We start from the raw sequence: 24,383 nt of genomic DNA, 5'->3' as shown, positions 1-24,383 counted from the left end.
GAGCTACCGCACGGACGCCCTAGAACGGCGCCCGGTCCCCGCACAGGTGGGTGATCAGCAGCCGCGCCGAGACCGTCAGGCCGGCCGGGTCGCGCAGCCCGATCAGCAGCGAGCGGCGCGCCCAGGCATCCTGCAGGGTCACCAGCGACAGCCCCATCGACTTGACGTGGGGCTCGGCCGCGATGCGCGGCAGCACGCCCACGCCCAGCCCGGCCATCACCATGCGGCACATGGCGTCGAAGCTGCGCACCTGGATGCGCAGCCGGAACGGCCGGTCCAGCCGGCTGCTCTCTTCCAGCAGGCGCGCGGCCAGCGAGGTTTCCTGCGGCAGGCTGACGAAATCGAATTCCAGCGTATCGGCGTAGCGCACCGGCCCGCGCGCGGCGAGCGGATGGTTGGGCGGGGTGATGATGACCAGCTCGTCCTGGCGGTATTCGACCGTCATCAGCCCCGCCGCCGGAGTACGGTCGGCAAAGATCCCGACGTCGGCGCGGTTCTCGACCAGCGCGGCAACGATGTCGCGCGAGTTCTGCTCTTCCAGCTCGATGCGGATGGTCGGGTGGCGCTGCATGAACGAGGCCAGGTCATCGGGCAGGAACTGCGTGATCGCCGAGGTGTTGGCGCACACGCGCACCTGCCCGCGCACGCCCGAAGCATAGTCCGACATCACGCCGGCCATGCGCTCGACATCCTGCAGGATGGTCAGCGCATGGTGGAAGCAGGCCTGGCCGGCCTCGGTCAGCTGCACGCCGGCGGCATGGCGAAAGAACAGCGGCGCGCCGACCGCGGTCTCCAGGTCAGAAATACGCTTGCTCGCGGCCGCCACGGCCAGGTGCGACTGGCGCGCGCCGGCCGAGATGCTGCCCTGCCGGGCCACGGCAACGAACAAGCCAAGCGTGACGAGATCGAAGCGGGCCAGGTTCATGGGGCGGACAGGAAATGGAGGCGGAGCGCGCCGGTGGCGGTGGCCGCGGCAGCCACGCCAGGCGGCGCGACGGCGTTCAGAGGTTGCGGCGGTCCATCACCGCGCGGGCGATGGTGCCGGCATCGACATACTCCAGCTCGCCGCCCACCGGCACGCCGCGCGCCAGGCGCGACACCCTGAGGCCGCGCGCCTTGAGCATCTCGCCGATGTAGTGCGCGGTGGCCTCGCCTTCGCTGGTGAAATTGGTGGCGACGATGACCTCGCCGACCGGGCCGCCCAGCTCGGGCTCGGTGGCGCGCGCCAGCAGCCGGTCCAGGTGGATCTCGCGCGGACCGATGCCGTCCAGCGGCGAGAGCCGGCCCATCAGCACGAAATACTTGCCGCGGTAGGTCAGGGTCTGCTCGATCATGACCTGGTCGGCCGGCGTTTCCACCACGCACAGCACCGAGGCGTCGCGGCGGTCGTCCAGGCAGGTCTCGCAGATCTCCTGCTCGGTGAAGGTATTGCAGCGCTGGCAGTGGCGGATATGGTCCGCCGCGCCGCGCAGCGCATCGCCAAGCTTGCGCGCGCCCTCGCGGTCGTGCTGCAGCAGGTGGTAGGCCATGCGCTGGGCGGACTTGGGCCCGACGCCGGGCAGCACCCGCAGCGCCTCGACCAGCGCCTGCAGCGAAGTCGGCGACGACGCTTTCACAATGGCCTTAGAACGGCAGCTTGAAGCCCGGGGGCAGCGGCAGGCCCGAGGTCATCGAGCCCATCTTTTCCTGCGTGGTGGCCTCGGCCTTGCGCACGGCATCGTTGAAGGCCGCGGCGACCAGGTCTTCCAGCAGGTCCTTGTCCTCGCCCTCGGCCAGCAGGCTGGGGTCGATGGTGACGCGCTTGACGTCGTTCTTGCAGGTCATCACCACCTTGACGAGACCGGCGCCGGACTGGCCCTCGACCTCGATCAGGGCCAGCTGCTCCTGCATCTTCTTCATGTTTTCCTGCATCTGCTGGGCCTGCTTCATCAGCCCGGCGAGTTGACCTTTCATCATGATGGAATGCTCCTGGATTCGGTAAGAGTTCGGTGACGGAAATTCAGTAACGCCAGCCGCCGCTCAGGCGGCGCGCGGCTGGATCGAGCCTGGCACGATCTGGCCGCCGAAGTCGCGCAGCAGCCCCTGCACGAAAGGATCGGCCTCGATCGCGGCCTCGGCCTGGCGCTGGCGTTCGGCACGGGCCTCGGCATCGGCGGCGGCGGCGGTGACCGTGACCCCGCCGACTTCGCAGAGCACGCGCACCGGCTCGCCGAAGTGGTCGGACAGCGCCTGTTGCAGCCGGTCGGCGACGCCGTTTTCGCCCAGCGCCGCGACCGGGATGCGCAGATGGAAGGTTCGCCCGACCACCTGCGTCAGCTCGCTCTGGTAAGCCAGTTGCTGCGCCAGGCCCTTCAGCGGCAGGCCGGCCGCCAGCACCGGCCATGCGCCGGTGAACACCGGCGGGGTGCCGTCCTCGCCCGCGGCGGGCGGGCGCGGCGCGACGAATTTGGCCGATTCCGCGGGCGCCGCCGGCACGGCAGCCCCCTCGCGCGCCGGTTCGGACTCGCGGGCCGGGGCCGATGCCGGGCGTGCGGCGCCGTGGCGCGGCGCGGTGGCGCGCGGTGCGGGATCGCTGAAGCCGTAGTCGTTGTAGCCCGGATCGCTGTCATAAGGCCCGATCACCGGCAGGTCGGGCGGCAGCTCTTCCCACGGCGGCACATCGCTGCCGCCGGCAACTTCCCATGGCGGCACGGATTCTTGCTGCGGTTTGGCAGCCACGGGGCGTGCCGCGGACGCTGCCGCCGGTGCGGGCGGCTGCGGCGCCGACGGCCGCGAAACAGGGGCCGCTGCCGGGGCCGGTGCCGGTGCCGCAGCGGGACGGCTCGCGGCTACGGCCGCGGGGGCGCGCAACGGTTGCGCCGGCGGCCGCTGCGCAGCGGCCGGCGCGGCGGGCATGGCCGATGCCGGCGCCTTGCGGGCGCCGCCGCGGGCGGCGGAAGCCTGGCGCGCGGCGGCCAGCGCCGCGGCCGCTGGCGACATGGCGCCGCCTGCCGCGCGCGCCGGCGCGGGTTCGGCCGCGGCAGCCTGCGCCGACGCGGCGGCAGGCCCGGCTACGGGCGCAGGTGGCGCAACCGTGGGCGGCACCGCGGCTGGCGCCGGAGTGGAATCGGTAATGGAATCAGCGGGAGCAGCCGGCGCAGCGGCGGCAGTCGCCGCCTGGCTTGCCTCGGCCGGTCGCGCCGCGGTCGGCATGCCGGCACTGCGCGGTCGCGCGGGCGCTGCGCCGCCGCCCTGCCCGGTCGTGGCGGCCGGTTCGGACGACGGCCGGAATGCCAGCATGCGCAGCAGCGTCATGGTAAAGCCAGCGTACTCGTCCGGCGCCAGCGCCAGCTCGCTGCGGCCAAGATTGGCGATCTGGTAGAACAGCTGCACTTCCTGCGCGTCGAACACGCCGGCCAGGCGCCGCACCTCGTCGGCTTCGGGCCATTCGTCCTGCACCGACGCCGGCACGGCCTGCGCCAGCGCCACCTTGTGCAGCAGCGAACCGAGGTCCTGCAGCGCGCCGGCAAACGACAGGCTGCGGTCGGCCATGGCATCGGCGATCGCCAGCATGGCGGCACCATCCTCGGCGGCCAGCGCATCCAGCAGCTGCACCAGGTAACTTTGATCGATCGCGCCCAGCATGCCGCGCACGGCTTCCTCCGACACCTGCCCCGCGCTGTAGGCGATGGCCTGGTCGGTCAGCGACAGCGCATCGCGCATCGAGCCATGCGCGGCCTGGGCCAGCAGCCGCAGCGCGTTGCCGTCGTGGGCGATGCCTTCCTGCGCCAGGATATGGTCAAGGTGCGAGACGATATGTCCCGGCGGCATCTGCTTCAGGTTGAACTGCAGGCAGCGCGACAGCACCGTGACCGGGATCTTCTGCGGGTCGGTGGTGGCGAGGATGAACTTGACGTGCCCGGGCGGCTCTTCCAGCGTCTTCAGCATGGCGTTGAAGGCGTGGTTGGTCAGCATGTGCACTTCGTCGATCATGTAGACCTTGAAGCGCCCGGCAGTGGGAGCGTAAACGGCCTTGTCCAGCAACTGGGCCATTTCGTCGACGCCGCGGTTGGACGCGGCGTCCATCTCGATGTAGTCGACGAAGCGGCCGCTGTCGATTTCCTGGCAGGCCTTGCACTGCCCGCACGGCTCGGCGGTGATGCCGCCGCTGCCGTCAGGGCCGGTGCAGTTCAGGGCCTTGGCCAGGATCCGCGACAGCGTGGTCTTGCCGACCCCGCGCGTGCCGGTGAACAGGTAGGCGTGGTGCAGCCGCTGTTGTTCCAGCGCGTGCGTGAGCGCGCGGACCACGTGCTCCTGGCCGACCAGCGTGGTGAAATCCCTGGGGCGCCATTTGCGCGCTAGAACTTGATAACTCATGGCGGCGATTGTAGCAAAAGGCGGCCCCGCTCCGGCCGCCCGGTGGCCGGCCCCGGCGTCTTTATCCGGGCCCGGCGCCGGCGGCCCGCGCCGGTGGCCACCGGCCGCCCGCGGCGCGGTTCAGCCGCACTCGCCGACGTAGCCGCAATTGGCGCATTTGGCGCAACCGTCGACCTTGTGCAAGGCGTGCGCACCACACTCCGGACAAGGCTTGCCGGTGCCCACGCCGGGCACGCCGGGCGCCGCACCGGGGGTGCCGGCCAAGTCCGCCCCGGCCGCCAGCGCCAGGCCGCCGCCGTCGCGCTGCGCCAGCCGCGCGGCCAGCGCCGCCACCGGCACCTGGCCGCCGTCGGCGTCCAGGAAGCCGCGCTTGATCAGGATGCGCTGCAGCGCATAGCCCAACGCCGCCACCTCGGAATCATGGAAGCGCGGCACCTCGGTGCCGTCCTGGCGCACCAGCGTGCCGTAGCGCACCGTGCCCTTGTCCCACACCACGTTGCGCATGTCGGCCAGCGCCTTGGCCACCGAACCGCCCGAGCGCGCCACCATCGACAACAGCCGCATGGTCGAGGTGATCCATTGTTGGCCCTCGCTGCGCTGGCCCGCCGGCATGAAGAACTCCACCGGGCGCTCGATCTCCACCGGCCTGCCTTCGGCCACGCCGGCGACGCGCATGAAGTTGACGGTCAGGTAGACGGTCTTGTGGCCCTCGTAGGTCAGGTATTCGACCTTGGACGTCACGCCCTCCAGGTCGCCCACCGGCCGGCTGCCGAACGGGCGCACCAGCGGGTTGTCGTCGGCCGTGGGCACGGCCGGCGCGGCGGGCGCCTCGACCGACAGCACCGCGCCCAGCACCGAGTTCGGGCGATACGTCGCCAGCCCCTTCAGACCGGCCTTCCAGGCCTCGAGGTACAGGTTGCGGAAAGCTTCGTACGGATAGTCCTCCGGCACGTTGACGGTCTTGCTGATGCTGGTGTCGATATACGGCTGCACCGCTTCGAGCATCCGCATATGGTCCAGCGCCGACATCTGCAGCGCCGTAACGAACGCGTCCGGCAGCTGCGCCATGTCGGCCCCCATGTGACGGTAGAGCCGCCAGGCATGGTCCGCCACCTCGAAGCTGCGGTAGCTGTTGTCCGGCATGCGCTTCCTGCGGTTGTAGGTCCACGAGAAGGCCGGCTCGATGCCATTGGACGCATTGTCGGCAAAGGCCAGCGTGATGGTGCCGGTGGGCGCGATCGACAGCAGGTGCGAGTTGCGCAGCCCGTGGCGGCCGATGGCCTCGCGCACCGGCTCCGGCAGCCGGCTGGCGAAGCCGCTCTGCAGGTAGGCGCCGGCATCGAACAGGGGAAAGGCACCCTTCTGCACCGCCAGTTCGGTCGAGGCCAGGTAGGCCTCGTCGCGCATGCGCTCCGAGATCCGCGCCGCCAGTTGCCGCGCCGGCTCGGTGTCGTAGCGCAGGCCCAGCATCACCAGCGCGCTGCCCAGCCCGAGGAAGCCCAGGCCGACGCGGCGCTTGGCGTGGGCCTCGGCCTGCTGTTCGGGCAACGGCCAGAAGGTCACGTCGAGCACGTTGTCGAGCATGCGGGTGGCCACGCGCACCACTTCGGCAAAGGCGTCGAAATCGAATTCGGCCTGCGGCGTGAAGGGCTGGCGCACGAAGCGGGTCAGGTTGATCGAGCCCAGGCAGCAGCAGCCATAGGACGGCAGCGGCTGCTCGGCGCAGGGGTTGGTGGCCTCGATGCGCTCGCAGTAATAGAGGTTGTTGTCGGCGTTGATCTGCGACAGGAACAGGATGCCCGGCTCGGCATGGTCGTAGGTGGCCTGCATGACCTGGTCCCACAGGTTGCGCGCCGGCACGCGCCGGTACACCCATTGCCCGTCGTCGCGGCGATACGCGCCGGCGGCGATCATGTCGGCGCCGGGCTCGGCCTCGTGCACCAGCTCGATCTCGGCATCGGCCTGCACCGCCTGCATGAAGTCGTCGGTGACGCCGATGGAGATATTGAAGTTGCTGAGCTCGCCCTTGTCCTTGGCGTGGATAAAGCTCTCGATATCCGGATGGTCGCAGCGCAGCACGCCCATCTGCGCGCCGCGGCGCGCGCCGGCCGATTCCACCGTGGCGCACGAGGCGTCGAACACCTTCATGAACGACACCGGCCCCGACGCGCGCGAATGCGTGGCGCGCACCAGCGCCCCGGCCGGGCGGATCGCCGAAAAGTCATAGCCCACGCCGCCGCCGCGGCGCATGGTTTCCGCGGCCTGCGCCACCGCGGTGTAGATGCTGGGGCGGCCATCGCGCGGCTCCGACACCGAGTCCCCCACCGGCTGCACGAAGCAGTTGATCAGCGTGGCCTGGATCCCGGTGCCCGCCGCGGAATTGATTCGTCCGGCCGGCACGAAGCCGTTTTCCTGCGCCCACAGGAAGCGCGCGCTCCAGGCTTCGCGCTGGTCCTCGGGCTCGGCCTGCGCCAGCGCGCGCGCCACGCGCTGCCTGACCTCGGCGATGCTGCGCTCTTCGCCCTTGGCGTATTTTTCGAGCAGGACTTCGGTGGAGATTTCCTGCGGCGCCAGCGCGCCGCGAATGATCTGGTCGTTTGCGTTCATGTATTGGCTCACCATGTGTGCGGGTTGGTGAATGGTCGGGCCAGCGCGGCGCGCATCGCCTGCGCCAGATCAACCCGGCGCCATGGCGCGGGCAATGACCCGCGCGTGCCAAGGGCATTCGATGCAAATTCTGCGCGCACGCACGCTCTGGGGTACAATGCCGCTCGGACGGGCCTCCTCGCATGGTGGCGCGGTCAACCTGGTCAGGTCGGGAACGAAGCAGCCACAGCCGTTTTCCGCCAGTGCCGAGGGTCAGGCTCGTCCACCTCACACTTCCCTTCCGCAGTACCGCTTCCCGCTTATCCGTCTACGCCACGCCACGCAGCATCCCGCGCGCCAGCGGCTCGCAGCGCCGTCCCTGTCACTTTAGTACAGCCGGGCCGCCACCGCGCGCGCCATGCGCCCCATTTTGCGCCGATTCCGCTGCCCTTGCCGGCGCGCCGCGCCAGCCTTCAGAACAGCGAACCCTGTTGCGGAACCGGCGGCGCCAGGCGCTCGGCGGGAATCCATTCGCCCTCGGCGGTAGCCACGCCCGCCTCGACGCGCTTGCCCGGGAACATCGGCGCGATCGCCGCCGCGTAGCGGCCCAGTTGCGCGCGATAGGCGGCGTGCTCCTGCGGCAGCAGGCGCAGCTTGTAGTCGACGACGACGACGCGGTCGTCGAATTCCACCAGCCGGTCGATACGCAGCAGCCGTCCACGCGCGTCGTACAGTTCAACCTCGTTACGCGCGCTGCACGCATCATGCGCCGCCAATAGCGGCGCCAGCGCCGGAGCACGCAGCATTGCGGCCACCGCCGCCAGCGCCTCTTCCACCTGTTGCCGCCAGGCTGACCGTGCCGCGTCGGTGTGCGCGCCGGTCAGCGGGAACCACCGCAATACCGTATCGAGCGCGGGCACGCCGGCAAAGGCTTCGGGATAGCGCGTCAGGCGTTCCAGCAGCGCGTGCACCAGTTCGCCATGGCGTGCCGCGGCGGCGTTGAAGACGATGCCGTCGGACTCGCCCTCCCCCTCGGCGTCGTCGTCGGCAAAGCCTGCCTGGCGCGGATCCTCGACGGCATCGCGGTAGCGCAGCCGGAAATCGGTGAAGCGCACCGGCTCGCTCAGTCGCGCGGGCAGCAAGGCTTGCGCGCCGGCCGCATCGCCCTGGGCGTCCGGATAAGCCGGCACCATTTCGCCGACGCCCGCGGCCTGCAGCCGCACATACCAGCTGCCGGCGATCTCGGCATTGCCGTCGCCCGCACCGGCGCGGCTGGCGCGCCCCTTGACGCCGCTGACCAGCAGGCCCTGCTGCGCGCGCGTCATGGCCACGTACAGCAGGTTCCAGTTCTCGCGCTCGCCCAGCGCCGCCTCGGCTTCGAACAGCGGCGCGCGCGCCAGCCCGCGCTCGCTGCGCTTGCCGTAGGCGGAGAAATGGCGCGGCACCGGCGACGACGGCGGCCAGTCGACCAGGATGCCGCCGCGGTCCGCGGCCGGCTCGCTGTGGTTGGCATCGAGCAGCACCACGAACGGCGCTTCCAGTCCCTTGGCGGCATGCACGGTCAGGATATGGACCGCGTCGAGGCCGGCGTAGGCCGGATCGTCGTCGGCCGGCTCGAGATCTTCGGCGCGCTCGCCCATGCCGCCTTCGTCGGGGCTTTCGCCTTCGTCGCCGCGGCGGATTTCCTGCAGCTCGTCGATAAACTTCGGCAGGCTCGGATAGCGCCCGCCATCGAGGTCGAGCGACAGCTTCAGGAAGGCGTCGAGGTTGGCCAGCACCTGCTCGCGGATATCCGGCGGCGCGGCCTCGGCGTAGCGCCGCCGCACCTCGCCGCCGTGGAAGATCTGGTCGATCAGGTCATGCACCGGCTGGTGCGGCGCGACGCGCAGCCACTGCCGCAGTCGCGGCACGCCTTCGCGCAGCGCGTCGGAAACCTGCGGCGGCAGCCCGGTGGCCTCGATGCGCGCCCACCAGCCGCCCTCGCCCTCCATTTGCGCGAGCGCCAGCAGATCATCGTCGCTCGCGCCCACCAGCGGGCTCTTCAGCACATGCGCCAGGTCCAGGTCCGACTCGGGCGTCATCAGGAACGCCAGCAGCGCCGACAGGTCCAGCGCCTCTAGCGTGGCCAGCAGGCCGCCGCGGCGTGGGCTCAGGCACGGGATGCCGGCCTCGCGCAGCGCGCGCTCGTAGTCGGCCAGATGGGTCTTGCGGCGCACCAGCAGGTGCATGTCGCTCCAGCGCGCGGGCCGCTGGGTGTTGCCTTCGTGCACCGGCACGGTATCGCGCACCAGCCGCAGCCACGCCGCCACGCGCCGCCCTTCTTCCAGCCGCAGCGAATCGCCGGCCTGCCGGCGCGGCTGCAGCAGCGTGTCGCGATGCGCGCCGGCGGCTTGCGCCGGTTCATCGTCCGCATCCTCCGCGGCGCTTTCTCTGGCGTCATCGGACTCCACCAGCGGCAACAGCCACACCGGCCCGCCGCAGCCGCCCAGCGCCGTGGTCTGGGTCGAGTACAGCGGATAGCGGCCCTCGGCGCGCGCGCTGTCGAACACGGCGTTGACCCAGTCCAGCACTTCGGCGCGATTGCGCCGGGTCCGGTTGGTGCGCAGCACGGTGGCGCCGAACGCATCGCGCAGCATCTCGCCGGCGGCGCCGAACAGCCTGGCATCGGCGCGGCGGAAACGGTAGATCGACTGCTTGGGATCGCCCACCAGGAACACCGTCGGGCGCTCGCCCAGCCCCGCATAGCCGGCCAGCCATCCTTGCAGGATGCGCCATTGCAGCGGGTTGGTGTCCTGGAACTCGTCGAGCAGCAGGTGGCGGTAGCGCGCATCTAGCCGCACCTGCAGGTAGGTGGCGGTTTCCTCGTCCGACATCAGTCGCGCGGCCTGCCATTCGAGGTCGGCGAAATCCATCGCGCGCTGCTCGTCCTTGTGCTGCTGGTAGCGCGTCAGCAGCGCATCGCCGATGCGGAACAGGGCCTGGTTGATCGCCAGCACGGCTGCTTCGCAGCAGCGCGCGCTGATGTCGTCGAGCATCGCGCAGATCGCCGCATGCTCGTCCAGCAGCGCATCGACCATACCCTCACCGCCCGCGGCCTTGGCCAGCGCCGCGGTACGCCGCAGCGAGCGCGGCCCGCCCGTGGTGGTGAAGAACGCCGCGCGCAGCTGCGCGAACACGCGTTCGGCGGGCTTGCCGGGCGCGGCGCCGGCCTCGCGCCAGGCGGCGATCGCCATCAGCGCCTCGGTGATGCGGCCGGCGTGGGTCTGCTCGCTCTTGCCGGCCGCGCCCAGGCGCGCCGCCAGCGCTTCGCAGGCATCGCGCCAGCCTTCGTCGGCCAGCGCCTGCAGCAACACGTCGCCTTGCGCGTCCTCGCCCAGGCAGTCGGACAGCGCCTGCAGCGGGTCGCCGCCCTCCTGCATCGCCCACCATTCGCTGCGGGCGTGGAACATCGCGTCAAGCAGCGCGCGCGCCTGGAAGTCGCCCACGGTATCGACCAGCGTTTCCCACGCGGCGCGCAGCTCGGCGTAGGGCGGCGTGGCCAGCGCGCGCCATACCGGAGCCCAGGCTTCGCGCTTCATGCGCAGCGCATCCTCGCGCAGCGCCGCGCCCGGCACGATGCCCGACGCCAGCGGCGCGCCGCGCAGCAGCGTGCCGAACCAGCCGTGGAAGGTGTCGATCGCCATGCGCCCCGGCGCCGCCAGCACCTGCGCATGCAGCCGGCGCGCGCGCGGCAGCGCCTCGCGCGCGGCTTCGGCCGAAAGGCCGCGCTGCACCAGCGCGGCGATCACGTCGTCATCGCTGTCGCGCGACAGCTGCGCCAGCACCTCGAGCAGGCGGTCGCGCATTTCTTCGGCGGCCTTGCGCGTAAAGGTGATCGCCAGGATCTCGTGCGGCGCGGCGCCGGCCAGCAGCAGTCGCACCAGCCGCGCCACCAGCAGCCAGGTCTTGCCGCTGCCGGCGCAGGCTTCGACCACCACCGAACGCGCCGGATCGCAGGCCGCGCGCGTGAATTCCGCTTCGGAAACCGGCGCGCCATCGCGCTGGTAAGGCTGGACCTCGTGCAGATCGTGAGGCGTCATGATGTCAGCGCCGGCACGGCGGTGGAGTCCCAGAAACCCTTGCGGCACAGGCCGCGGGCGGTGCAATACACACAGGCCGAGGCATCGCCGAAGGCCGGCAGCCGCGCGCCCTGGCGCAGGCGCATCACGTCGTCGCGCATCTGGCGTTCCAGCCAGGTGACCGCGGCCTCGAAGTCCGGCAGGGCGACCTCGCGCTGCGCCGCCGGCGCGCCCTCGCGCGCACCCTCGAGCGAGACCCAGCTGCCCGCCGCAGCATCGGCGCGCAGCAGGCCGTAGAACGGCAGCTGGCAGTCTTCCTCGACCTCGGCCAGCTTGCGCTTCAGGCGCGTGGCGCTCTGGGTCTTGTAGTCGAGCACGGCATGCGCGCCGCCTGGCCCCTGGTCGAGCCGGTCGATGCGCCCGGTCAGGCGCAGCGGCTGGCCGTCCGGCATCGGCAGGTCGATGCCGGCGTCGAGTTCGCCGCCACGCCAGAACCAGCCCTCGGCCTCGCGCGCGGACTGCCACGCGACATACGACGGCAGCACCTCGCGCCAGCGCCGGTAGTAGGCAATGGCGTTGCCATCCTCGGCCATCAGCGCGCCGAAGACCTCATCGGAGATCTCGCCCAGGCGCGCCAGGCGCTGGTCTTCGCTCGGCGTCTCGCCGCGCTCGCGCCGCGCCTGCAGCTCCTTGTGGTAGGTCAGCAGCACGCGGTGCAGGGTCTCGCCGATGTCGCGCTTCTCCAGCTCGTCGCTGACCGTCTCCAGCCCGGCCAGGCCCAGCATGCGGCCGGCGAAGAACTGGTAGGGGCAGCGCCGCAGCGCGTTGTACGCCTGCGCGCTCCAGCGCACCGGCACCAGCGCGGGCTCGGCCGCCGGGGCCGGCATCCCGCGCACATCGGCAAAGGTCTCGTGCGCCTGCGGCACGGCGGCGCCTTCGATGCTGACCCCGGCGCGCGCGCAGCACGCGGCCAGCCGCTCGATCCAGCCCGACACGTGGTGCGGCTCGCCGCGGCTGCCGTAGCGCTGCCAGGTCAGCACCACGTCGTCGTTGTTCAGCAGCACCTCGGCCAGGTCGCGCGCCTGCTGCGCAAAGCGTGCCTCGCGGTCTTCCAGGTCCAGCTCGCGCCGCATCTGGTTGGAGAAGAACATCAGCTCGGCGGCGCTGGACGGCAGCTGGGCGTCGTCGCAGCCGACGATCACCACGCCCTCGAAGCGCCGCATGCGCGCGCCGTTCAGCGGCAGGATGGTGATGCGCGCCGGCCCGCTGCCCGACGGTTCCTTGTAGGCCACCGATTCCAGCAGCGCCGACAGCATCGCGCGGAACTCGCCCTGCGACAGCGTGGCATGGCCGCCGGTCTCGTCGCGCGGCAGCTCCTGCAGCCGCGCCAGCGCATCGAGCAGCTGGCTGCCGGCATCGTCCGCGGCCAGCGCGGCGCGCATGCCGAGGCCATCGAGCATGCCGTCGAGCCGCTCCAGCCAGGTCGCCAGCGGATGCTGGGCGAAACCGCGCGGCCAGCGCGCGGCCTCGTCGGCAAGCACGGCGATCAGCGCACGGGCCGCGCGGCGCGGCGCCTGCTCGGCTTCCTCGTCGTCCCCGGCGGCCTGCTGCGTGTTGGCCGGTGCGTGCGCGAACATCTGGCGCAGCCGCGCCCAGCCGCCGGTAATGCCCTCGCGCCGCACCTGGCGCTCGAGCAGCGCGATGGCCGCGCCGCGCGCGGCCACATCGGGCAGGCAGAACGGGCTCTTGAGCAGGTCCAGCAGCGCGGCGGTATCGCCATCGCGCACCAGCAGGTCGAACCAGCGCATCAGCGCGGCGGCGGCGCGCGTGGTCGAGAGCTTCCAGCCGGTCTCGTCGCGCACCGGCGCGCCGGCGCGTGCCAGCAGCGCGCGCGCGCGGCGCGCCACCACGCGGTCGTGCGCGACCAGCGCCACCTGGCGGCGGCCCTCATTGAGCCATTGCACCAGCTGCGCGGCCGCGGCGGCGGCTTCGTCCTCGAAGCGGGCACAGCCGACCACGCGCACCGACGGGCGCTGCGGCGGCAGCGCGGGCATCGCCGGCGAGGTCGCGTGGAGCGCGGCCTCATCGTCGCCGGCGATCCTGGATTCCGGCCACAATGCCAGCAACGCGTGATACCAACCGGCCTCGCCTTGATCCTGCCCGCTCCAGTCATAGCCCACCTGCAGCACCGGCACCAGTTCGCCGGCATCGCGCAGGAACGCGGCCTCCAGCGGCGTGGGCGGGGTCGGCGCAATCCAGACCACCGGACCGCGCAGCTGCTGCGACAGTTCGCGCAGCGCGCGGCGCTTCGCCGGCAGCGGATCGTCGGGCCCGGACAGCGCCTGCCAGAAGGCCAGCACGATGCGCGCTTCTTCGCCCAGGAAACGTTCCGACAGATGCACATAGGTCCGCGCCAGCGCGCCCTGCAGCAGGCCCGCGCGATCGTCGCCGTCGACCTCGTCGTCGTCGCGGATGGCGGCGTCTTCGAGCCAGCGCGCGCTAAGCTCGTCGCAGATCGCCAGCAGTGTCTGCGACAAGCCCCAGGCCGCGGTTTCGTTCTGCGCGCCGAAGGCGCGGCGCAGCCAGTCCTGGCCGCGCACCGCCTGCTGCACGGCGAGCAGGCGCGCAGCCGGGCTGCGCACCGGCGCGCCCTCGGGCGGCAGGTCGAGCAGCCAGTGGCCCAGCGTCAGCACGCGCGGCAACAGCCGCGGCCGCCCGGCCGCACGCGCCGCGGCGTCCAGCGCCTGGCGCACGCCCGGAATCTGCGCGGCGGTCGGCACGACTACGTGCGCGCCCGCCTCGGACACACCGCAGCGGTCGAGGAAATACCAGGCAGCCGTGGCCGCCTGCTCGAGAAAATCGGGGCCGGGGCGAAAGCTAAGCGACGTCATGGGCCGTCATGGAGGCGTTGGCCGCAAAGGCTGCGGGAACGGCTTCGATCGGAAACGTATCGGGAAACAATGAAAGACAACAAAGGCGCGGCGCCGCCAGCCGGCGCGTCCGGCGGCGCGGCACCGCGGTATGGGAGCAGCCCCGCCGCTTCAGTCAGAACCGCCTTCCAGCCGGGCCCGGATTTCGCGCGCGGTTTCGAGCAGGCCTTCGTATCCCGAGCGCGCATGCTCGGGCAGGTCGGGGTCGCCCACCAGCGTGCCGAGCGTTTCGATGATGCTGTAGACCAGCCCGCGCGCGGCGCCGCTGGCGATGCTGTTGGTCTCCACGGCGCTGCTGAGATGGTCCAGCGCATCGCTCAGGTGGTCGACGTCCGGCGCCTGGCCGGGCTCGGACTGCGAAGGCTTGCGGGGATCGGTGTTCATGTCGATGACCTAGTCAGGGGGCGCAGCTGCATGGATGGCGCCGCGGGTCGCCCGGCGGGCGTCGTGCGGACCGCTTCTATTCTACGCGCACGCTGCACGCATCCGGCACCCCGGCGCGCGCAAGTGCATTGCATGGCACCCACCACAGGTGGGGCTTGGCGATTGCGCAAATCTCTCGCCGCCATTGAAAATAAGCATTTCAATGAATTAAACCTTTGCACCAGAATGACGGCATTGTTTGCGGCCCCTTATGCCCCGCTGCCGCAGTTTGCCGGATGTGCCGGCGGCCGGTCTTGAAAATCGGCAAACTGGTAACATATCGGCAGCACCGGGCGCGGCAGCGGCCTCCACCGCTTGCTTCAGGCGTAAAGAGGCGGCCCGACGGGTCCGCGCAATCTCGTGTAAGGTAACGGTTCGGCCGTCCAGCCTTCAACATAAACAGAGCGAAACCAGAGGTTTTCCGCCATGAGCGAACAAATCAAGTATGTGAGCGACGCCTCGTTCGACGCTGACGTCCTCCAGTCCGACAAGCCCGTCCTGCTCGATTTCTGGGCGGAATGGTGCGGCCCGTGCAAGATGATCGCGCCGATCCTGGACGAAGTCGCCAAGGACTACGGCGACAAGCTGCAGGTCGCCAAGATCAATGTCGATGAAAACCAGCAGGTGCCGGCCAAGTTCGGCATCCGCGGCATCCCGACGCTGATCCTGTTCAAGAACGGCGCGGTCGCGGCCCAGAAGGTCGGCGCGCTGTCCAAGTCGCAACTGACTGCCTTCCTCGACGGCAACCTGTAAGCTGCGCGCCGGGACCCGACCCGCGGTCCCGGTTTCGTCACGATCCGACGTGCGTGCGCCACACCCTGGCGCGCCGGTCGGATTGTGCTAAGATGCCACCAACAACTCCCCGAGCGTTCGCTCATTTTCTCCCCCTTCCTTTACGTCTCGCCCGTCCGGGCCCATCTGTACCCCTCGTCTATGCACCTGACAGAACTCAAATCGCTTCACGTGTCTGCGCTTCTCGAAATGGCGGCTACGCTCGAGATCGACAACGCACAGCGGATGCGCAAACAAGAACTGATGTTTGCGATCCTGAAGAAGCGCGCCAAGATGGGCGAAACCATCTACGGAGACGGCACCCTGGAAGTTCTGCCTGACGGCTTCGGTTTCCTGCGCTCGCCCGAGACCTCCTACCTGGCCAGCACCGACGACATCTACATCAGCCCGTCGCAGATCCGCCGCTTCAACCTGCACACCGGCGATTCGATCGAGGGCGAGGTGCGCACGCCCAAGGACGGCGAACGCTATTTCGCGCTGGTGAAGGTGGACAAGGTCAACGGGCAGGCGCCCGAAGCGGTCAAGAACCGCATCATGTTCGAGAACCTGACGCCGCTGCATCCGAACCGGCCGCTCACGCTCGAACGCGATATCAAGGCGGAAGAAAACATCACCGGCCGCATCATCGACATGATCGCGCCGATCGGCCGTGGCCAGCGCGCGCTGCTGGTGGCGTCGCCCAAGTCGGGCAAGACCGTGATGCTGCAACACATTGCACACGCGATCGCCAACAATCATCCCGAAGCCGACCTGTTCGTGCTGCTGATCGACGAGCGTCCGGAAGAAGTGACCGAGATGCAGCGCTCGGTGCGCGGCGAGGTGGTGGCCTCCACCTTCGACGAACCCGCCATCCGCCACGTCCAGGTCGCCGAAATGGTGATCGAGAAAGCCAAGCGCCTGGTCGAGCTGAAGCGCGACGTGGTGATCCTGCTGGACTCGATCACGCGCCTGGCGCGCGCCTACAACACGGTGGTGCCGGCCTCGGGCAAGGTGCTGACCGGTGGTGTCGACGCCAACGCGCTGCAGCGCCCCAAGCGCTTCTTCGGCGCCGCGCGCAACCTCGAGGAAGGCGGCTCGCTGACCATCATCGCCACCGCGCTGATCGAGACCGGCAGCCGCATGGACGACGTGATCTACGAAGAGTTCAAGGGCACCGGCAACATGGAAGTGCACCTGGAACGCCGCCTGGCCGAAAAGCGCGTCTATCCGTCGATCAACCTGAACAAGTCCGGCACGCGCCGCGAAGAGCTGCTGATCAAGCCGGACATCCTGCAGAAGATCTGGGTGCTGCGCAAGTTCATCTCGGACATGGACGAAGTGCAGGCGATGGAATTCATCATGGACAAGATGAAGGCCACGAAGAACAACGCAGAGTTTTTCGATATGATGCGCCGAGGCGGCTGAGCCTCGCTGCGGCCGTGCCGCAACGCAGACAGGAAGGCGTGCCGCGGCACGCCTTTTTTGTTTTTTCGACGACGCCATGCTGGGCAAACTGACCACATTCCTGCGCTCGCGCTCGCGCGCCCGCAAGCTCGAGCACTACGCCATCCCCGACGCGCTCTGGGCACGCACCGTGGCCAAGCTGCCGTTCGTGCAGCGCTACGGCAGCGCCGACCTGGCGGCGCTGCGCGAGCTGGCGACGCTGTTCATTGCCGAGAAGGAATACTCCACCGCGCACGATCTGCCGCTGGACGACGACATGGTGGTCAGCGTCGCGGTGCAGGCCTGCGTGCCGATCCTGAAGCTGGGGCTGCCGTGGTACCGCGGCTGGCATGGCATCGTGCTCTATCCGGGCGAGTTCATCATCCGTCGGACCGTGCAGGACGAGATCGGCCTGGTCCACGGCGTGGTCGAGGAAGCCAGCGGCGAAGCGTGGGAGCACGGACCCGTGATCCTGTCCTGGCCCGACGTGCACAGCCCCGGCGCGGGCATCGACAGCGACCATGAACTGCCAGCGGACACCTATAACGTGGTGATCCACGAATTCGCCCACAAGCTCGACATGCTCGACGGCGAGCCCGACGGCGTGCCGGCGTTCTCGCGCGTGCTGCATCCGGAGGTCGACGCCGAGGCCTGGGCCGAGACCTTCCTGAGCGAGTACGATCGCTTCGCCGAAGCCTGGGACGCGCGCGACGAGGCCGACTGGGAGCACCCGGAGCGCCTGCCGGCCGCGCTGCGCATCATTGACCCGTATGGCAGCGAGGCGCCCAGCGAGTTCTTTGCCGTGACGTCAGAGGCATTTTTCGTTGAACCTGTCGGACTGGCGCGGCATTGGCCGGTGGTATACCAGTCACTGACGGCGTTTTACCGGCAGGATCCGGCCGCGATGTGAAATAGGCGCCCCTTTTTGGGCGCAACACTTTGTGCGGCCGAGGCGCTTGCGCCCTTCCCCAAGTCTTTGTTTTTCTGCCATAATCCCGGTTTGCCCGTAATCGGCAAGTGGTTCGTTCGTGGCCGCACCATCTCTTCTCCCTGGCGGAGAACCGCGGATTACAACGGACTGGCTACCCAACCAGAAAGGACTCATCATGAAAGAAGGCATTCACCCGAATTACCGCGAAGTCGTGTTCCAGGACATGTCCAGCGACTTCAGCTTCATCACCCGCTCGACCATCCAGACCAAGGACACGATCGTGAAGGACGGCAAGGAATACCCGCTGGCCAAGATCGAAGTCTCGTCGGAATCGCACCCGTTCTACACCGGCACCCAGAAGATCATGGACACCGCCGGCCGCGTCGAAAAGTTCCGCCAGAAGTTCGGCAACAAGCTGGGCAAGGCTGCGAAGTAATCGCTTTCAGCGACCCCGCTTCGCGCCAGCCGCGGACAAGTTCCGGGCGTGCGCGAACCAGCAAAGAGGCAGCATCGGCTGCCTCTTTGCATTTGTGCCGGAGCGCTTTGGCCAGCGCCACCGACCCCGCCCGCCATTCGGATTTACCCCCACATTCCGTGAGGCTTCCACGCCATGCCACGGCCACGCGGCCGCCGCATGCGCGATACTGTGGCCTTCGCGCCATGGCGCCACGGCCCGACCTGAGCATCGATGCGTCAAGCCAACACCTCACCCGTCCAGTTGACCGCAGCCGCCACCGGTGCACTGCCGCGCGCGCTGCTGCTGGCCATCTGCATCATCTACGGCCTGGTCGGCCTGTTCGGGCGCGACCCGTGGAAGAACGAGGACGCCGCCGGCTTCGGCGTGATGTGGCAACTCGCCACTGGCAGCACGCACGACTGGCTGATGCCGAACATCGTCGGCCGCCCGTACAGCGAGGACGGTCCGCTGGTGTTCTGGATCGGCGCGCTGATGATCCGCGGCTTTGGCGGCTGGCTGGGCGCGACCGACGCGGCGCGGCTGGCGACGGCGCTGTTCTTCTTCGCCACCTGCGCCTGCATCTGGTACACCACCTACCTGCTGGGCCGGCGCGATGAGGTCCAGCCCTTTGCCTATGCCTTCGGCGGCCAGCCCAATGCGCGCGACTACGGCCGCACGCTGGCCGACGGTGCGCTGCTGATCTTCCTCGCCTGCGTGGGCCTGGCCATGCGCGGGCACGAGACCACGCCGCAGGTCGGCCAGGTCGCGTTCATCGCGCTGGCGCTGTACGGCATGGTGCGCAGCCTCGACAAGCCCACCCAGGGCAGCCTGATCTATGGCGCCGCGCTGGGCGGCCTGACGCTGGCCAGCGGGCCGCTGCTGGCGCTGGCGCTGCTGCTCGGCACCGCGGTGTGCGCGCTGGTGTGCAAGCCGCTGCCATGGCGACGGCTTGCCGCCGTCGCGATTCCGCTGGCGCTGCTGATCGTGGCGGCATGGCTGGCGGCCGCCTATTTCGGCGCGGCCGACCGCAACGAGGCCGTGACCTTTATCCGCGAATGGTCGCGCTATGACCGCCGCAGCTACGGCTCGCCGAACATGGCGACGTTCGGCTTCAACATGCGCAACCTGTTCCTGTACACGTGGCCGGTGTGGCCGATCGCGGGCTGGGCCTGGATCGCCTGGACCGGCATGCGCCGGGCACCCCATGTCGCGGCGCCGCTGGCGCTGCTGCTGCCGGTGGTGGTGCTGCTGTTCCTGCAGCGCAGTGCCGGCGACGTCCAGTTCATCCTGCTGCTGCCGCCGATGGCCGTGCTGGCCGCCTTTGCCCTGCCCACGCTGGCGCGCGGCGTGATCAACGCCATCGACTGGTTCGCGCTGCTGTTCTTCACCATCTTCGGCGGCACGGTCTGGTTCATGTGGATCGCCAAGACTACCGGCTGGCCGCCGCGCATCGCGCGCAACGTGTTCCGCCAGCTGCCGGGCTACCAGCATGAATTCACCATCGCGGCGGTGGTGTTCGCGCTGGCGGCGACCGTGGCCTGGGTGCTGATCGTGCGCTGGCGCCTGTCGCGCGCGCCCAAGCAGATCTGGCGCCCGGTGGTGATTTCGGCGGCAGGCACCACGCTGATGTGGGTCATGGCGATGACGCTGTGGCTGCCCTCGATCAACTACGGCAAGACCTATCGCGACGTGGCCCAGGCGGCGTCGATGGCGCTGCCGCCGGCCTACCAGTGCGTGCAGCCGATCCGCATGGGCGATGCGCAGCTGGCGTCGTTCGCCTACTTCGGCCATATTCGCTTCGGCGGGCCCAACGACGGCTGCGACGTGCTGCTGCGGCATGATTCGGTCGACTACGGCGAGCCCGGCAATATCTCGCACTTCGAGTGGCGGCTGATCTGGGAAGGCCGGCGCCCGGCCGACCGTGACGAGCGCTTCCGCATGTACCGCCTTGTCGATACCGCCCGCGCCGTCCACCCGCGCCCCGACCTGCCGCGACGCCGGCTGCCGCGCCAGCCTTAAGCCTTGTCTGCTCGCCGTCGCCACTAGCCGCACCCCGATACACCGCAGCGCCTGACGCGCCCACGAACCATTCCGGCCGCAGGCGGCTGCGGGGCTGGATTTCCAGCCCGCCCCTGCCGAGCCCTGAATGACACTGTTCCAAGACCTTCGCCGCATTGCCGCCCTGGCCGCACCCGTGCTGGCCGGGCAACTCGCCGTGATCGCCTTCGGCGTGATCGATACCGTGATGGCCGGACGCGCGTCCGCCACCGACCTCGCCGCCGTGGGCCTGGGCGGGTCGATCTACGTGACCATCTATATCAGCCTGATGGGCGTGCTGCAGGCGCTCTCACCCATCGCCGGCCAGCTCTATGGCGCCGGCCGCCTCGAAGCCATCGGCGCGGAAGTGCGGCAGGCAGCGTGGCTTGGCCTGGCGCTGGCGGTGCCGGGCGTGCTGCTGCTGGCCTTTCCGGGACCGTTGCTGGCGTTCGCCAAGGCGCCGCCGGAGCTGGTGGAGAAGGCCAGCGCTTACCTGCATTTCGGCGCCTTCGGCTTGCCGGCGGCCCTGGCCTTCCGCATCTACTCGGCGCTGAACAATGCGCTGTCCCGGCCGATCATGGTGACGGTGCTGCAGGTCGCGGGGCTGGCACTGAAGGTGCCGCTCAATGCCTGGTTCATTCATGGCGGCCTGGGCGTGCCGGCGATGGGCGGTCCCGGCTGCGGCCTGGCCTCGACGCTGATCAGCTGGGCCTGGTGCATCTCCGGGGTGCTGATCCTGCGTTATGGCAGCGCCTATCGTGCGCTGCGCATCTTCACCTGGAGTTGGCCCGCCGCCGCGCCGCTGCGTGCGCTGTTGCGCCTGGGCGTACCGATGGGGCTGACCTACCTGATCGAGATCACGTCGTTCACGCTGATGTCGATCTTCATCACGCGCCTGGGCACGGTGACGCTCGCCGGTCACCAGATTATCGCCAACCTCGGCGCGGTGGCCTACATGCTGCCGCTGTCGCTGGGCATTGCCACCTCGACGCTGGTGGCGCAGCACCTTGGCGCGCGCGACCGGGCCGGGGCCAGCCGCCTCGCCTGGCGGGGCATCCGCATGGCGGTGGTGCTGGCGGTGCTGACCGGCGCGATGCTGTGGCTGCTGCGCAAGCCCGTGCTCGACGCCTATGCCAGCGATCCCGCGGTGGTCGCCGCAGCGCTGCCGCTGGTGCTGTTCGTGGCGTTCTACCAGGCCTTCGACGCGGTGCAGGTGATGACGGCCTTTATCCTGCGCGCGTACAAGATCGCGCTGATCCCCACGGTAATCTACGCCGGCTCGCTGTGGGGCATCGGCCTGGGGGGCGGATATGTGCTGGGCTTCGGCCTGATCGACGGCATGCCGGCCTTCACGCGCGGCGCCAGCGGGTTCTGGCTGGCCAACAGCATCAGCCTGGCGATTGCCGGCGTGCTGCTGGTGCGGTATTTCAGCCGGGTCAGCAGGGATCCGGCAAACTGAATCGCGCACAAGGCCGCCCCAGGCGGGGGGCTAGAAATTTGAGGAGTAGCAAAGAAAAAGCCCGCTTGCGCGGGCTTTTCAAAATTGGCGGAGTGGACGGGACTCGCCTACGTGCCGCAGGCCGCTACTGCGCCTGCAGGCGCAGCCCTTCTCGTCCCGCCGCGAGCCGCGCAGGCGGCTCGCTCCACTCCGTACAAAAAAAAAAGCCCGCTTGCGCGGGCTTTTCAAAATTGGCGGAGTGGACGGGACTCGAACCCGCGACCCCCGGCGTGACAGGCCGGTATTCTAACCGACTGAACTACCACTCCTTAGTCGGCTGCCGGCTCGAGCGACTGCTCGAGACGACATGCTGGACGTCTGATTACGCCCGGCTGTTTTGGCGTCCCCTAGGGGATTCGAACCCCTGTACTCACCGTGAAAGGGTGATGTCCTAGGCCTCTAGACGAAGGGGACAGAAACTTGTTCTTCAACGCGTTTTCTGTCTTGCGCTGGAAAGACCGCCATCATAGCAGGCTTTTTCGCGCTTGGGAAGCTTCTTTTCAGACGCTTCCCAGATTCTGGTGGAGCTAAGCGGGATCGAACCGCTGACCTCTTGCATGCCATGCAAGCGCTCTCCCAGCTGAGCTATAGCCCCGTATCCGATACTCTGGACGGTTACTGCCTGATTCTTTCGCCGCCGCCGCTTGCGCAGCGTTTGTAGCGAAGACAAGATTATATAGCGATTTTCACAACGAATGCAACATATTTTATTGCATTTACCGCGATTCAAAACATAATCCCTCACCCAAAAGAAAAACCCGCATGGTGCATACACCATGCGGGTTTAGTTTTGGCGGAGTGGACGGGACTCGAACCCGCGACCCCCGGCGTGACAGGCCGGTATTCTAACCGACTGAACTACCACTCCTTAGTCGGCTGCCGGCTCAAGCTATCGCTTGAGACGACATGCTGGACGTCTGATTACGCCCGGCTGTTTTGGCGTCCCCTAGGGGATTCGAACCCCTGTACTCACCGTGAAAGGGTGATGTCCTAGGCCTCTAGACGAAGGGGACAGAAACTTGTCTTTCAACACGTTCCGTCTGGCACCAACCGATACTGCCTGGCTGAAGCCTGAATCTTGGTGGAGCTAAGCGGGATCGAACCGCTGACCTCTTGCATGCCATGCAAGCGCTCTCCCAGCTGAGCTATAGCCCCATGGTACTTCCATTTACTGCACTTGCTGCGTTTTCGCCTGAATTAACTACCGTTTCAAGCGAAGCCAAGATTATATATCAATCATTAATCTTTGCAAGTTCCCGTTTCAGCTTTTTTCGCTTGCCCTGCCCTTCAATAATCCGGCCAGAGAAAACGAAGGATCCTTGCGGATCCGCCGGCCCGCTTGGCTGCTTTGTAGCTGCCGCGCTGCAGGGAGAACGAGATTATGCGCAAGTCCTGGCCGAAGCGCAAGCCCCGGCCCGGACTTTTTTTTGCGTCTTTTGAGGCAGCGCTCAGGCCGCGGCGGCCAGGCGGCGCAGCACCGTGTCGCGGCCGAACAGTTCCAGCACCGCGTCGATGCTCGGCGTCTGCAGCTGCCCCGCCACCAGCAGCCGCACCGGCATGGCCAGCTTGGGCATCTTCAGCCCGAACTCGGCCAGCACGGCCTTGAAGGTGGCGCTGATCTCTTCGCGGGTCCACGCCGGCAGCGCGGCGAGCCGGGTCGACAGTGCGGCCAGCGCCGGCTGGATCTCCGGAGTCAGGTGTTCCGCCTTGAGCGCGGCATCGGCCTGCGGCTCCCCGCGATAGAACAGCAACGCGGCCTGCGCGACTTCCTTCAGCGTGTTGGCGCGGTCCTTCACCAGCGCGATCACGCCGACAAGATCCGCCCCTTCCACCTTGCCGCCCAGCGCTTCGATAAAGGGCTGCGTCAGCGTGGCCAGGCGCTGGTTGTCACCAACCTTGATGTAGTGATTGTTGAGCCAGGCCAGCTTCTCGGGGTTGTACTGGGCGGGCGACTTGCCCAGGTGTTCCAGGTCGAACCACTCGACGAACTGCTCGCGCGAGAAGATCTCGGCATCGCCGTGCGCCCAGCCCAGCCGCGCCAGATAGTTCAGCACCGCCTCCGGCAGGTAGCCTTCGTCACGGTACCCGGTCACGCTCATCGCACCATGGCGCTTGCTCATCTTTTCGCCCTGCTCGTTGAGCACGGTCGGCAAATGGGCATAGACCGGGGGCGTGCCGCCCAGCGCGCGGATGATGTTGATCTGGCGCGGCGTGTTGTTGACGTGGTCGTCGCCGCGGATCACGTGCGTGATGCGCATGTCGAGATCGTCGACCACCACGCAGAAGTTGTAGGTGGGCGTGCCGTCGGGGCGCGCGATCACCAGGTCGTCGAGTTCGTCGTTGGCAATCTCGATGCGGCCCTTGACCGCGTCATCCCACACCACGCTGCCGCCGATGGGGTTCTTGAAGCGGATCACCGGATCCACGCCGGCCGGCGGTTCGGGCAGCACCTTGCCCGGCTCCGGGCGCCAGAAGCCGTTGTAGCGCGGCTTCTCGCCGCGCTCGCGCTGGGCTTCGCGCAGCGCGTCCAGTTCGGCCGTGCTCATGTAGCAGCGGTAGGCCAGCCCGGCCTCGACCATCTGCGCCACCACCTCGCGATAGCGGTCCATGCGCTGCATCTGGTAGAACGGCCCTTCGTCGATATCCAGTTCCAGCCAGGCCATGCTTTCCAGGATCACGTCCACCGCTTCCTGCGACGAACGCTCGACGTCGGTGTCCTCGATGCGCAGGATGAAGTCGCCTTGCATGCGGCGGGCAAAGGCCCAGGGATAGAGCGCGGAGCGGATGTTGCCGAGGTGGATGAAGCCGGTCGGGCTCGGCGCAAAGCGGGTGCGGACGCGTTGAGTCATGGTCAGGGGAAAACAAGAAAGCCCGCGCGTCGTGGCGCGCAGGC

15 protein-coding genes, 6 tRNA genes and 1 other RNA gene are annotated in these 24,383 nt (G+C 68.8%); 7 read left to right on the top strand and 15 right to left on the bottom strand.

Annotated elements, in window-relative coordinates:
- Window positions 1–19: 19 nt before the first annotated feature.
- The 5 genes from AC3FMM_RS06350 to AC3FMM_RS06330 all read right to left on the bottom strand — a co-directional run bounded on the left by AC3FMM_RS06350 (window position 20) and on the right by AC3FMM_RS06330 (window position 6,963).
- The gene (locus AC3FMM_RS06350; protein ID WP_115680544.1) at window positions 20–925 is read right to left on the bottom strand and encodes a LysR family transcriptional regulator; all 906 of its coding nucleotides are present in this window, start codon (window positions 923–925) and stop codon (window positions 20–22) included.
- Window positions 926–1,001: 76 nt separating this feature from the next.
- Entirely contained in the window at window positions 1,002–1,616 is a 615-nt protein-coding gene (gene recR / locus AC3FMM_RS06345) for a recombination mediator RecR (RefSeq protein WP_115680545.1), read from the bottom strand.
- Between the two features lie 7 nt (window positions 1,617–1,623).
- The gene (locus AC3FMM_RS06340; RefSeq protein ID WP_062800650.1) at window positions 1,624–1,956 is read right to left on the bottom strand and encodes a YbaB/EbfC family nucleoid-associated protein; all 333 of its coding nucleotides are present in this window, start codon (window positions 1,954–1,956) and stop codon (window positions 1,624–1,626) included.
- 63 nt (window positions 1,957–2,019) lie between these two features.
- Window positions 2,020–4,356, bottom strand: a complete 2,337-nt coding sequence (locus AC3FMM_RS06335) for a DNA polymerase III subunit gamma/tau (protein WP_116312747.1) — start codon at window positions 4,354–4,356, stop codon at window positions 2,020–2,022.
- A gap of 120 nt (window positions 4,357–4,476) precedes the next feature.
- Window positions 4,477–6,963, bottom strand: a complete 2,487-nt coding sequence (locus tag AC3FMM_RS06330) for an adenosylcobalamin-dependent ribonucleoside-diphosphate reductase (protein WP_473703702.1) — start codon at window positions 6,961–6,963, stop codon at window positions 4,477–4,479.
- A 167-nt stretch (window positions 6,964–7,130) separates the two neighbouring features.
- On the opposite strand from AC3FMM_RS06330, the gene ffs reads away from it, so the two are divergent.
- An RNA gene (gene ffs, locus AC3FMM_RS06325) (signal recognition particle sRNA small type) lies at window positions 7,131–7,229 on the top strand.
- A 186-nt stretch (window positions 7,230–7,415) separates the two neighbouring features.
- On the opposite strand, the gene AC3FMM_RS06320 is transcribed toward ffs, so the two are convergent.
- From AC3FMM_RS06320 to AC3FMM_RS06310, 3 genes are all read right to left on the bottom strand, one after another.
- Complete coding sequence (locus AC3FMM_RS06320) at window positions 7,416–11,021, bottom strand: UvrD-helicase domain-containing protein (RefSeq protein ID WP_116312749.1); 3,606 nt, start codon at window positions 11,019–11,021, stop codon at window positions 7,416–7,418.
- Window positions 11,018–13,891, bottom strand: a complete 2,874-nt coding sequence (locus tag AC3FMM_RS06315) for a PD-(D/E)XK nuclease family protein (protein ID WP_488686303.1) — start codon at window positions 13,889–13,891, stop codon at window positions 11,018–11,020. Before AC3FMM_RS06315 ends, AC3FMM_RS06320 begins: the two co-directional genes overlap by 4 nt.
- A gap of 150 nt (window positions 13,892–14,041) precedes the next feature.
- The gene (locus tag AC3FMM_RS06310) at window positions 14,042–14,314 is read right to left on the bottom strand and encodes a hypothetical protein (RefSeq protein WP_111517692.1); all 273 of its coding nucleotides are present in this window, start codon (window positions 14,312–14,314) and stop codon (window positions 14,042–14,044) included.
- Between the two features lie 465 nt (window positions 14,315–14,779).
- On the opposite strand from AC3FMM_RS06310, the gene trxA reads away from it, so the two are divergent.
- The 6 genes from trxA to AC3FMM_RS06280 all read left to right on the top strand — a co-directional run bounded on the left by trxA (window position 14,780) and on the right by AC3FMM_RS06280 (window position 21,451).
- Window positions 14,780–15,106: a thioredoxin TrxA gene (gene trxA, locus AC3FMM_RS06305; RefSeq protein WP_029046118.1), complete on the top strand. Its 327-nt coding sequence runs from the start codon at window positions 14,780–14,782 to the stop codon at window positions 15,104–15,106.
- A 180-nt stretch (window positions 15,107–15,286) separates the two neighbouring features.
- Window positions 15,287–16,549, top strand: a complete 1,263-nt coding sequence (gene rho, locus AC3FMM_RS06300) for a transcription termination factor Rho (RefSeq protein ID WP_012353193.1) — start codon at window positions 15,287–15,289, stop codon at window positions 16,547–16,549.
- A gap of 76 nt (window positions 16,550–16,625) precedes the next feature.
- A complete protein-coding gene (locus tag AC3FMM_RS06295; protein WP_116312751.1) occupies window positions 16,626–17,477 on the top strand; it encodes a M90 family metallopeptidase in 852 nt (283 codons plus the stop codon).
- A 196-nt stretch (window positions 17,478–17,673) separates the two neighbouring features.
- Window positions 17,674–17,934: a type B 50S ribosomal protein L31 gene (locus AC3FMM_RS06290; protein WP_012353195.1), complete on the top strand. Its 261-nt coding sequence runs from the start codon at window positions 17,674–17,676 to the stop codon at window positions 17,932–17,934.
- Between the two features lie 252 nt (window positions 17,935–18,186).
- Window positions 18,187–19,974 (top strand): ArnT family glycosyltransferase, encoded by a 1,788-nt coding sequence (locus AC3FMM_RS06285; protein ID WP_115710027.1) that lies wholly within the window; start codon window positions 18,187–18,189, stop codon window positions 19,972–19,974.
- 127 nt (window positions 19,975–20,101) lie between these two features.
- Window positions 20,102–21,451, top strand: a complete 1,350-nt coding sequence (locus AC3FMM_RS06280; protein ID WP_115710028.1) for an MATE family efflux transporter — start codon at window positions 20,102–20,104, stop codon at window positions 21,449–21,451.
- A 231-nt stretch (window positions 21,452–21,682) separates the two neighbouring features.
- Here the strand turns inward: AC3FMM_RS06280 and AC3FMM_RS06275 are convergent.
- The 7 genes from AC3FMM_RS06275 to gltX form a co-directional block, all read right to left on the bottom strand.
- Window positions 21,683–21,759: transfer RNA gene (locus tag AC3FMM_RS06275), tRNA-Asp, on the bottom strand.
- 69 nt (window positions 21,760–21,828) lie between these two features.
- Window positions 21,829–21,904: transfer RNA gene (locus AC3FMM_RS06270), tRNA-Glu, on the bottom strand.
- A gap of 105 nt (window positions 21,905–22,009) precedes the next feature.
- Window positions 22,010–22,085 (bottom strand) — tRNA-Ala (locus AC3FMM_RS06265).
- A gap of 196 nt (window positions 22,086–22,281) precedes the next feature.
- A tRNA-Asp gene (locus AC3FMM_RS06260) sits at window positions 22,282–22,358 on the bottom strand.
- A gap of 69 nt (window positions 22,359–22,427) precedes the next feature.
- Window positions 22,428–22,503: transfer RNA gene (locus AC3FMM_RS06255), tRNA-Glu, on the bottom strand.
- Window positions 22,504–22,569: 66 nt separating this feature from the next.
- Window positions 22,570–22,645, bottom strand: a tRNA-Ala gene (locus AC3FMM_RS06250).
- A 293-nt stretch (window positions 22,646–22,938) separates the two neighbouring features.
- A complete protein-coding gene (gltX, locus tag AC3FMM_RS06245) occupies window positions 22,939–24,339 on the bottom strand; it encodes a glutamate--tRNA ligase (protein WP_115680552.1) in 1,401 nt (466 codons plus the stop codon).
- Window positions 24,340–24,383: the final 44 nt, after the last annotated feature.

The sequence above is a fragment of the Cupriavidus sp. 207A1 genome, from assembly GCF_057798955.1.
Note: the sequence above shows the minus strand (reverse complement) of the source record. Positions and strands in the feature narration are given on the sequence as shown.

Excerpts from the sequence above, each read along its gene's own strand:
- AC3FMM_RS06335 (WP_116312747.1), bottom strand. The coding sequence starts at position 4,356 with ATGAGTTATCAAGTTCTAGCGCGCAAATGGCGCCCCAGGGATTTCACC.
- AC3FMM_RS06285 (WP_115710027.1), top strand. The coding sequence starts at position 18,187 with ATGCGTCAAGCCAACACCTCACCCGTCCAGTTGACCGCAGCCGCCACC.
- gltX (WP_115680552.1), bottom strand. The coding sequence starts at position 24,339 with ATGACTCAACGCGTCCGCACCCGCTTTGCGCCGAGCCCGACCGGCTTC.
- AC3FMM_RS06320 (WP_116312749.1), bottom strand. The coding sequence starts at position 11,021 with ATGACGCCTCACGATCTGCACGAGGTCCAGCCTTACCAGCGCGATGGC.
- trxA (WP_029046118.1), top strand. The coding sequence starts at position 14,780 with ATGAGCGAACAAATCAAGTATGTGAGCGACGCCTCGTTCGACGCTGAC.
- AC3FMM_RS06340 (WP_062800650.1), bottom strand. The coding sequence starts at position 1,956 with ATGATGAAAGGTCAACTCGCCGGGCTGATGAAGCAGGCCCAGCAGATG.
- AC3FMM_RS06330 (WP_473703702.1), bottom strand. The coding sequence starts at position 6,963 with ATGAACGCAAACGACCAGATCATTCGCGGCGCGCTGGCGCCGCAGGAA.
- AC3FMM_RS06315 (WP_488686303.1), bottom strand. The coding sequence starts at position 13,891 with ATGACGTCGCTTAGCTTTCGCCCCGGCCCCGATTTTCTCGAGCAGGCG.
- rho (WP_012353193.1), top strand. The coding sequence starts at position 15,287 with ATGCACCTGACAGAACTCAAATCGCTTCACGTGTCTGCGCTTCTCGAA.
- AC3FMM_RS06290 (WP_012353195.1), top strand. The coding sequence starts at position 17,674 with ATGAAAGAAGGCATTCACCCGAATTACCGCGAAGTCGTGTTCCAGGAC.
- AC3FMM_RS06295 (WP_116312751.1), top strand. The coding sequence starts at position 16,626 with ATGCTGGGCAAACTGACCACATTCCTGCGCTCGCGCTCGCGCGCCCGC.
- AC3FMM_RS06350 (WP_115680544.1), bottom strand. The coding sequence starts at position 925 with ATGAACCTGGCCCGCTTCGATCTCGTCACGCTTGGCTTGTTCGTTGCC.
- AC3FMM_RS06280 (WP_115710028.1), top strand. The coding sequence starts at position 20,102 with ATGACACTGTTCCAAGACCTTCGCCGCATTGCCGCCCTGGCCGCACCC.
- AC3FMM_RS06310 (WP_111517692.1), bottom strand. The coding sequence starts at position 14,314 with ATGAACACCGATCCCCGCAAGCCTTCGCAGTCCGAGCCCGGCCAGGCG.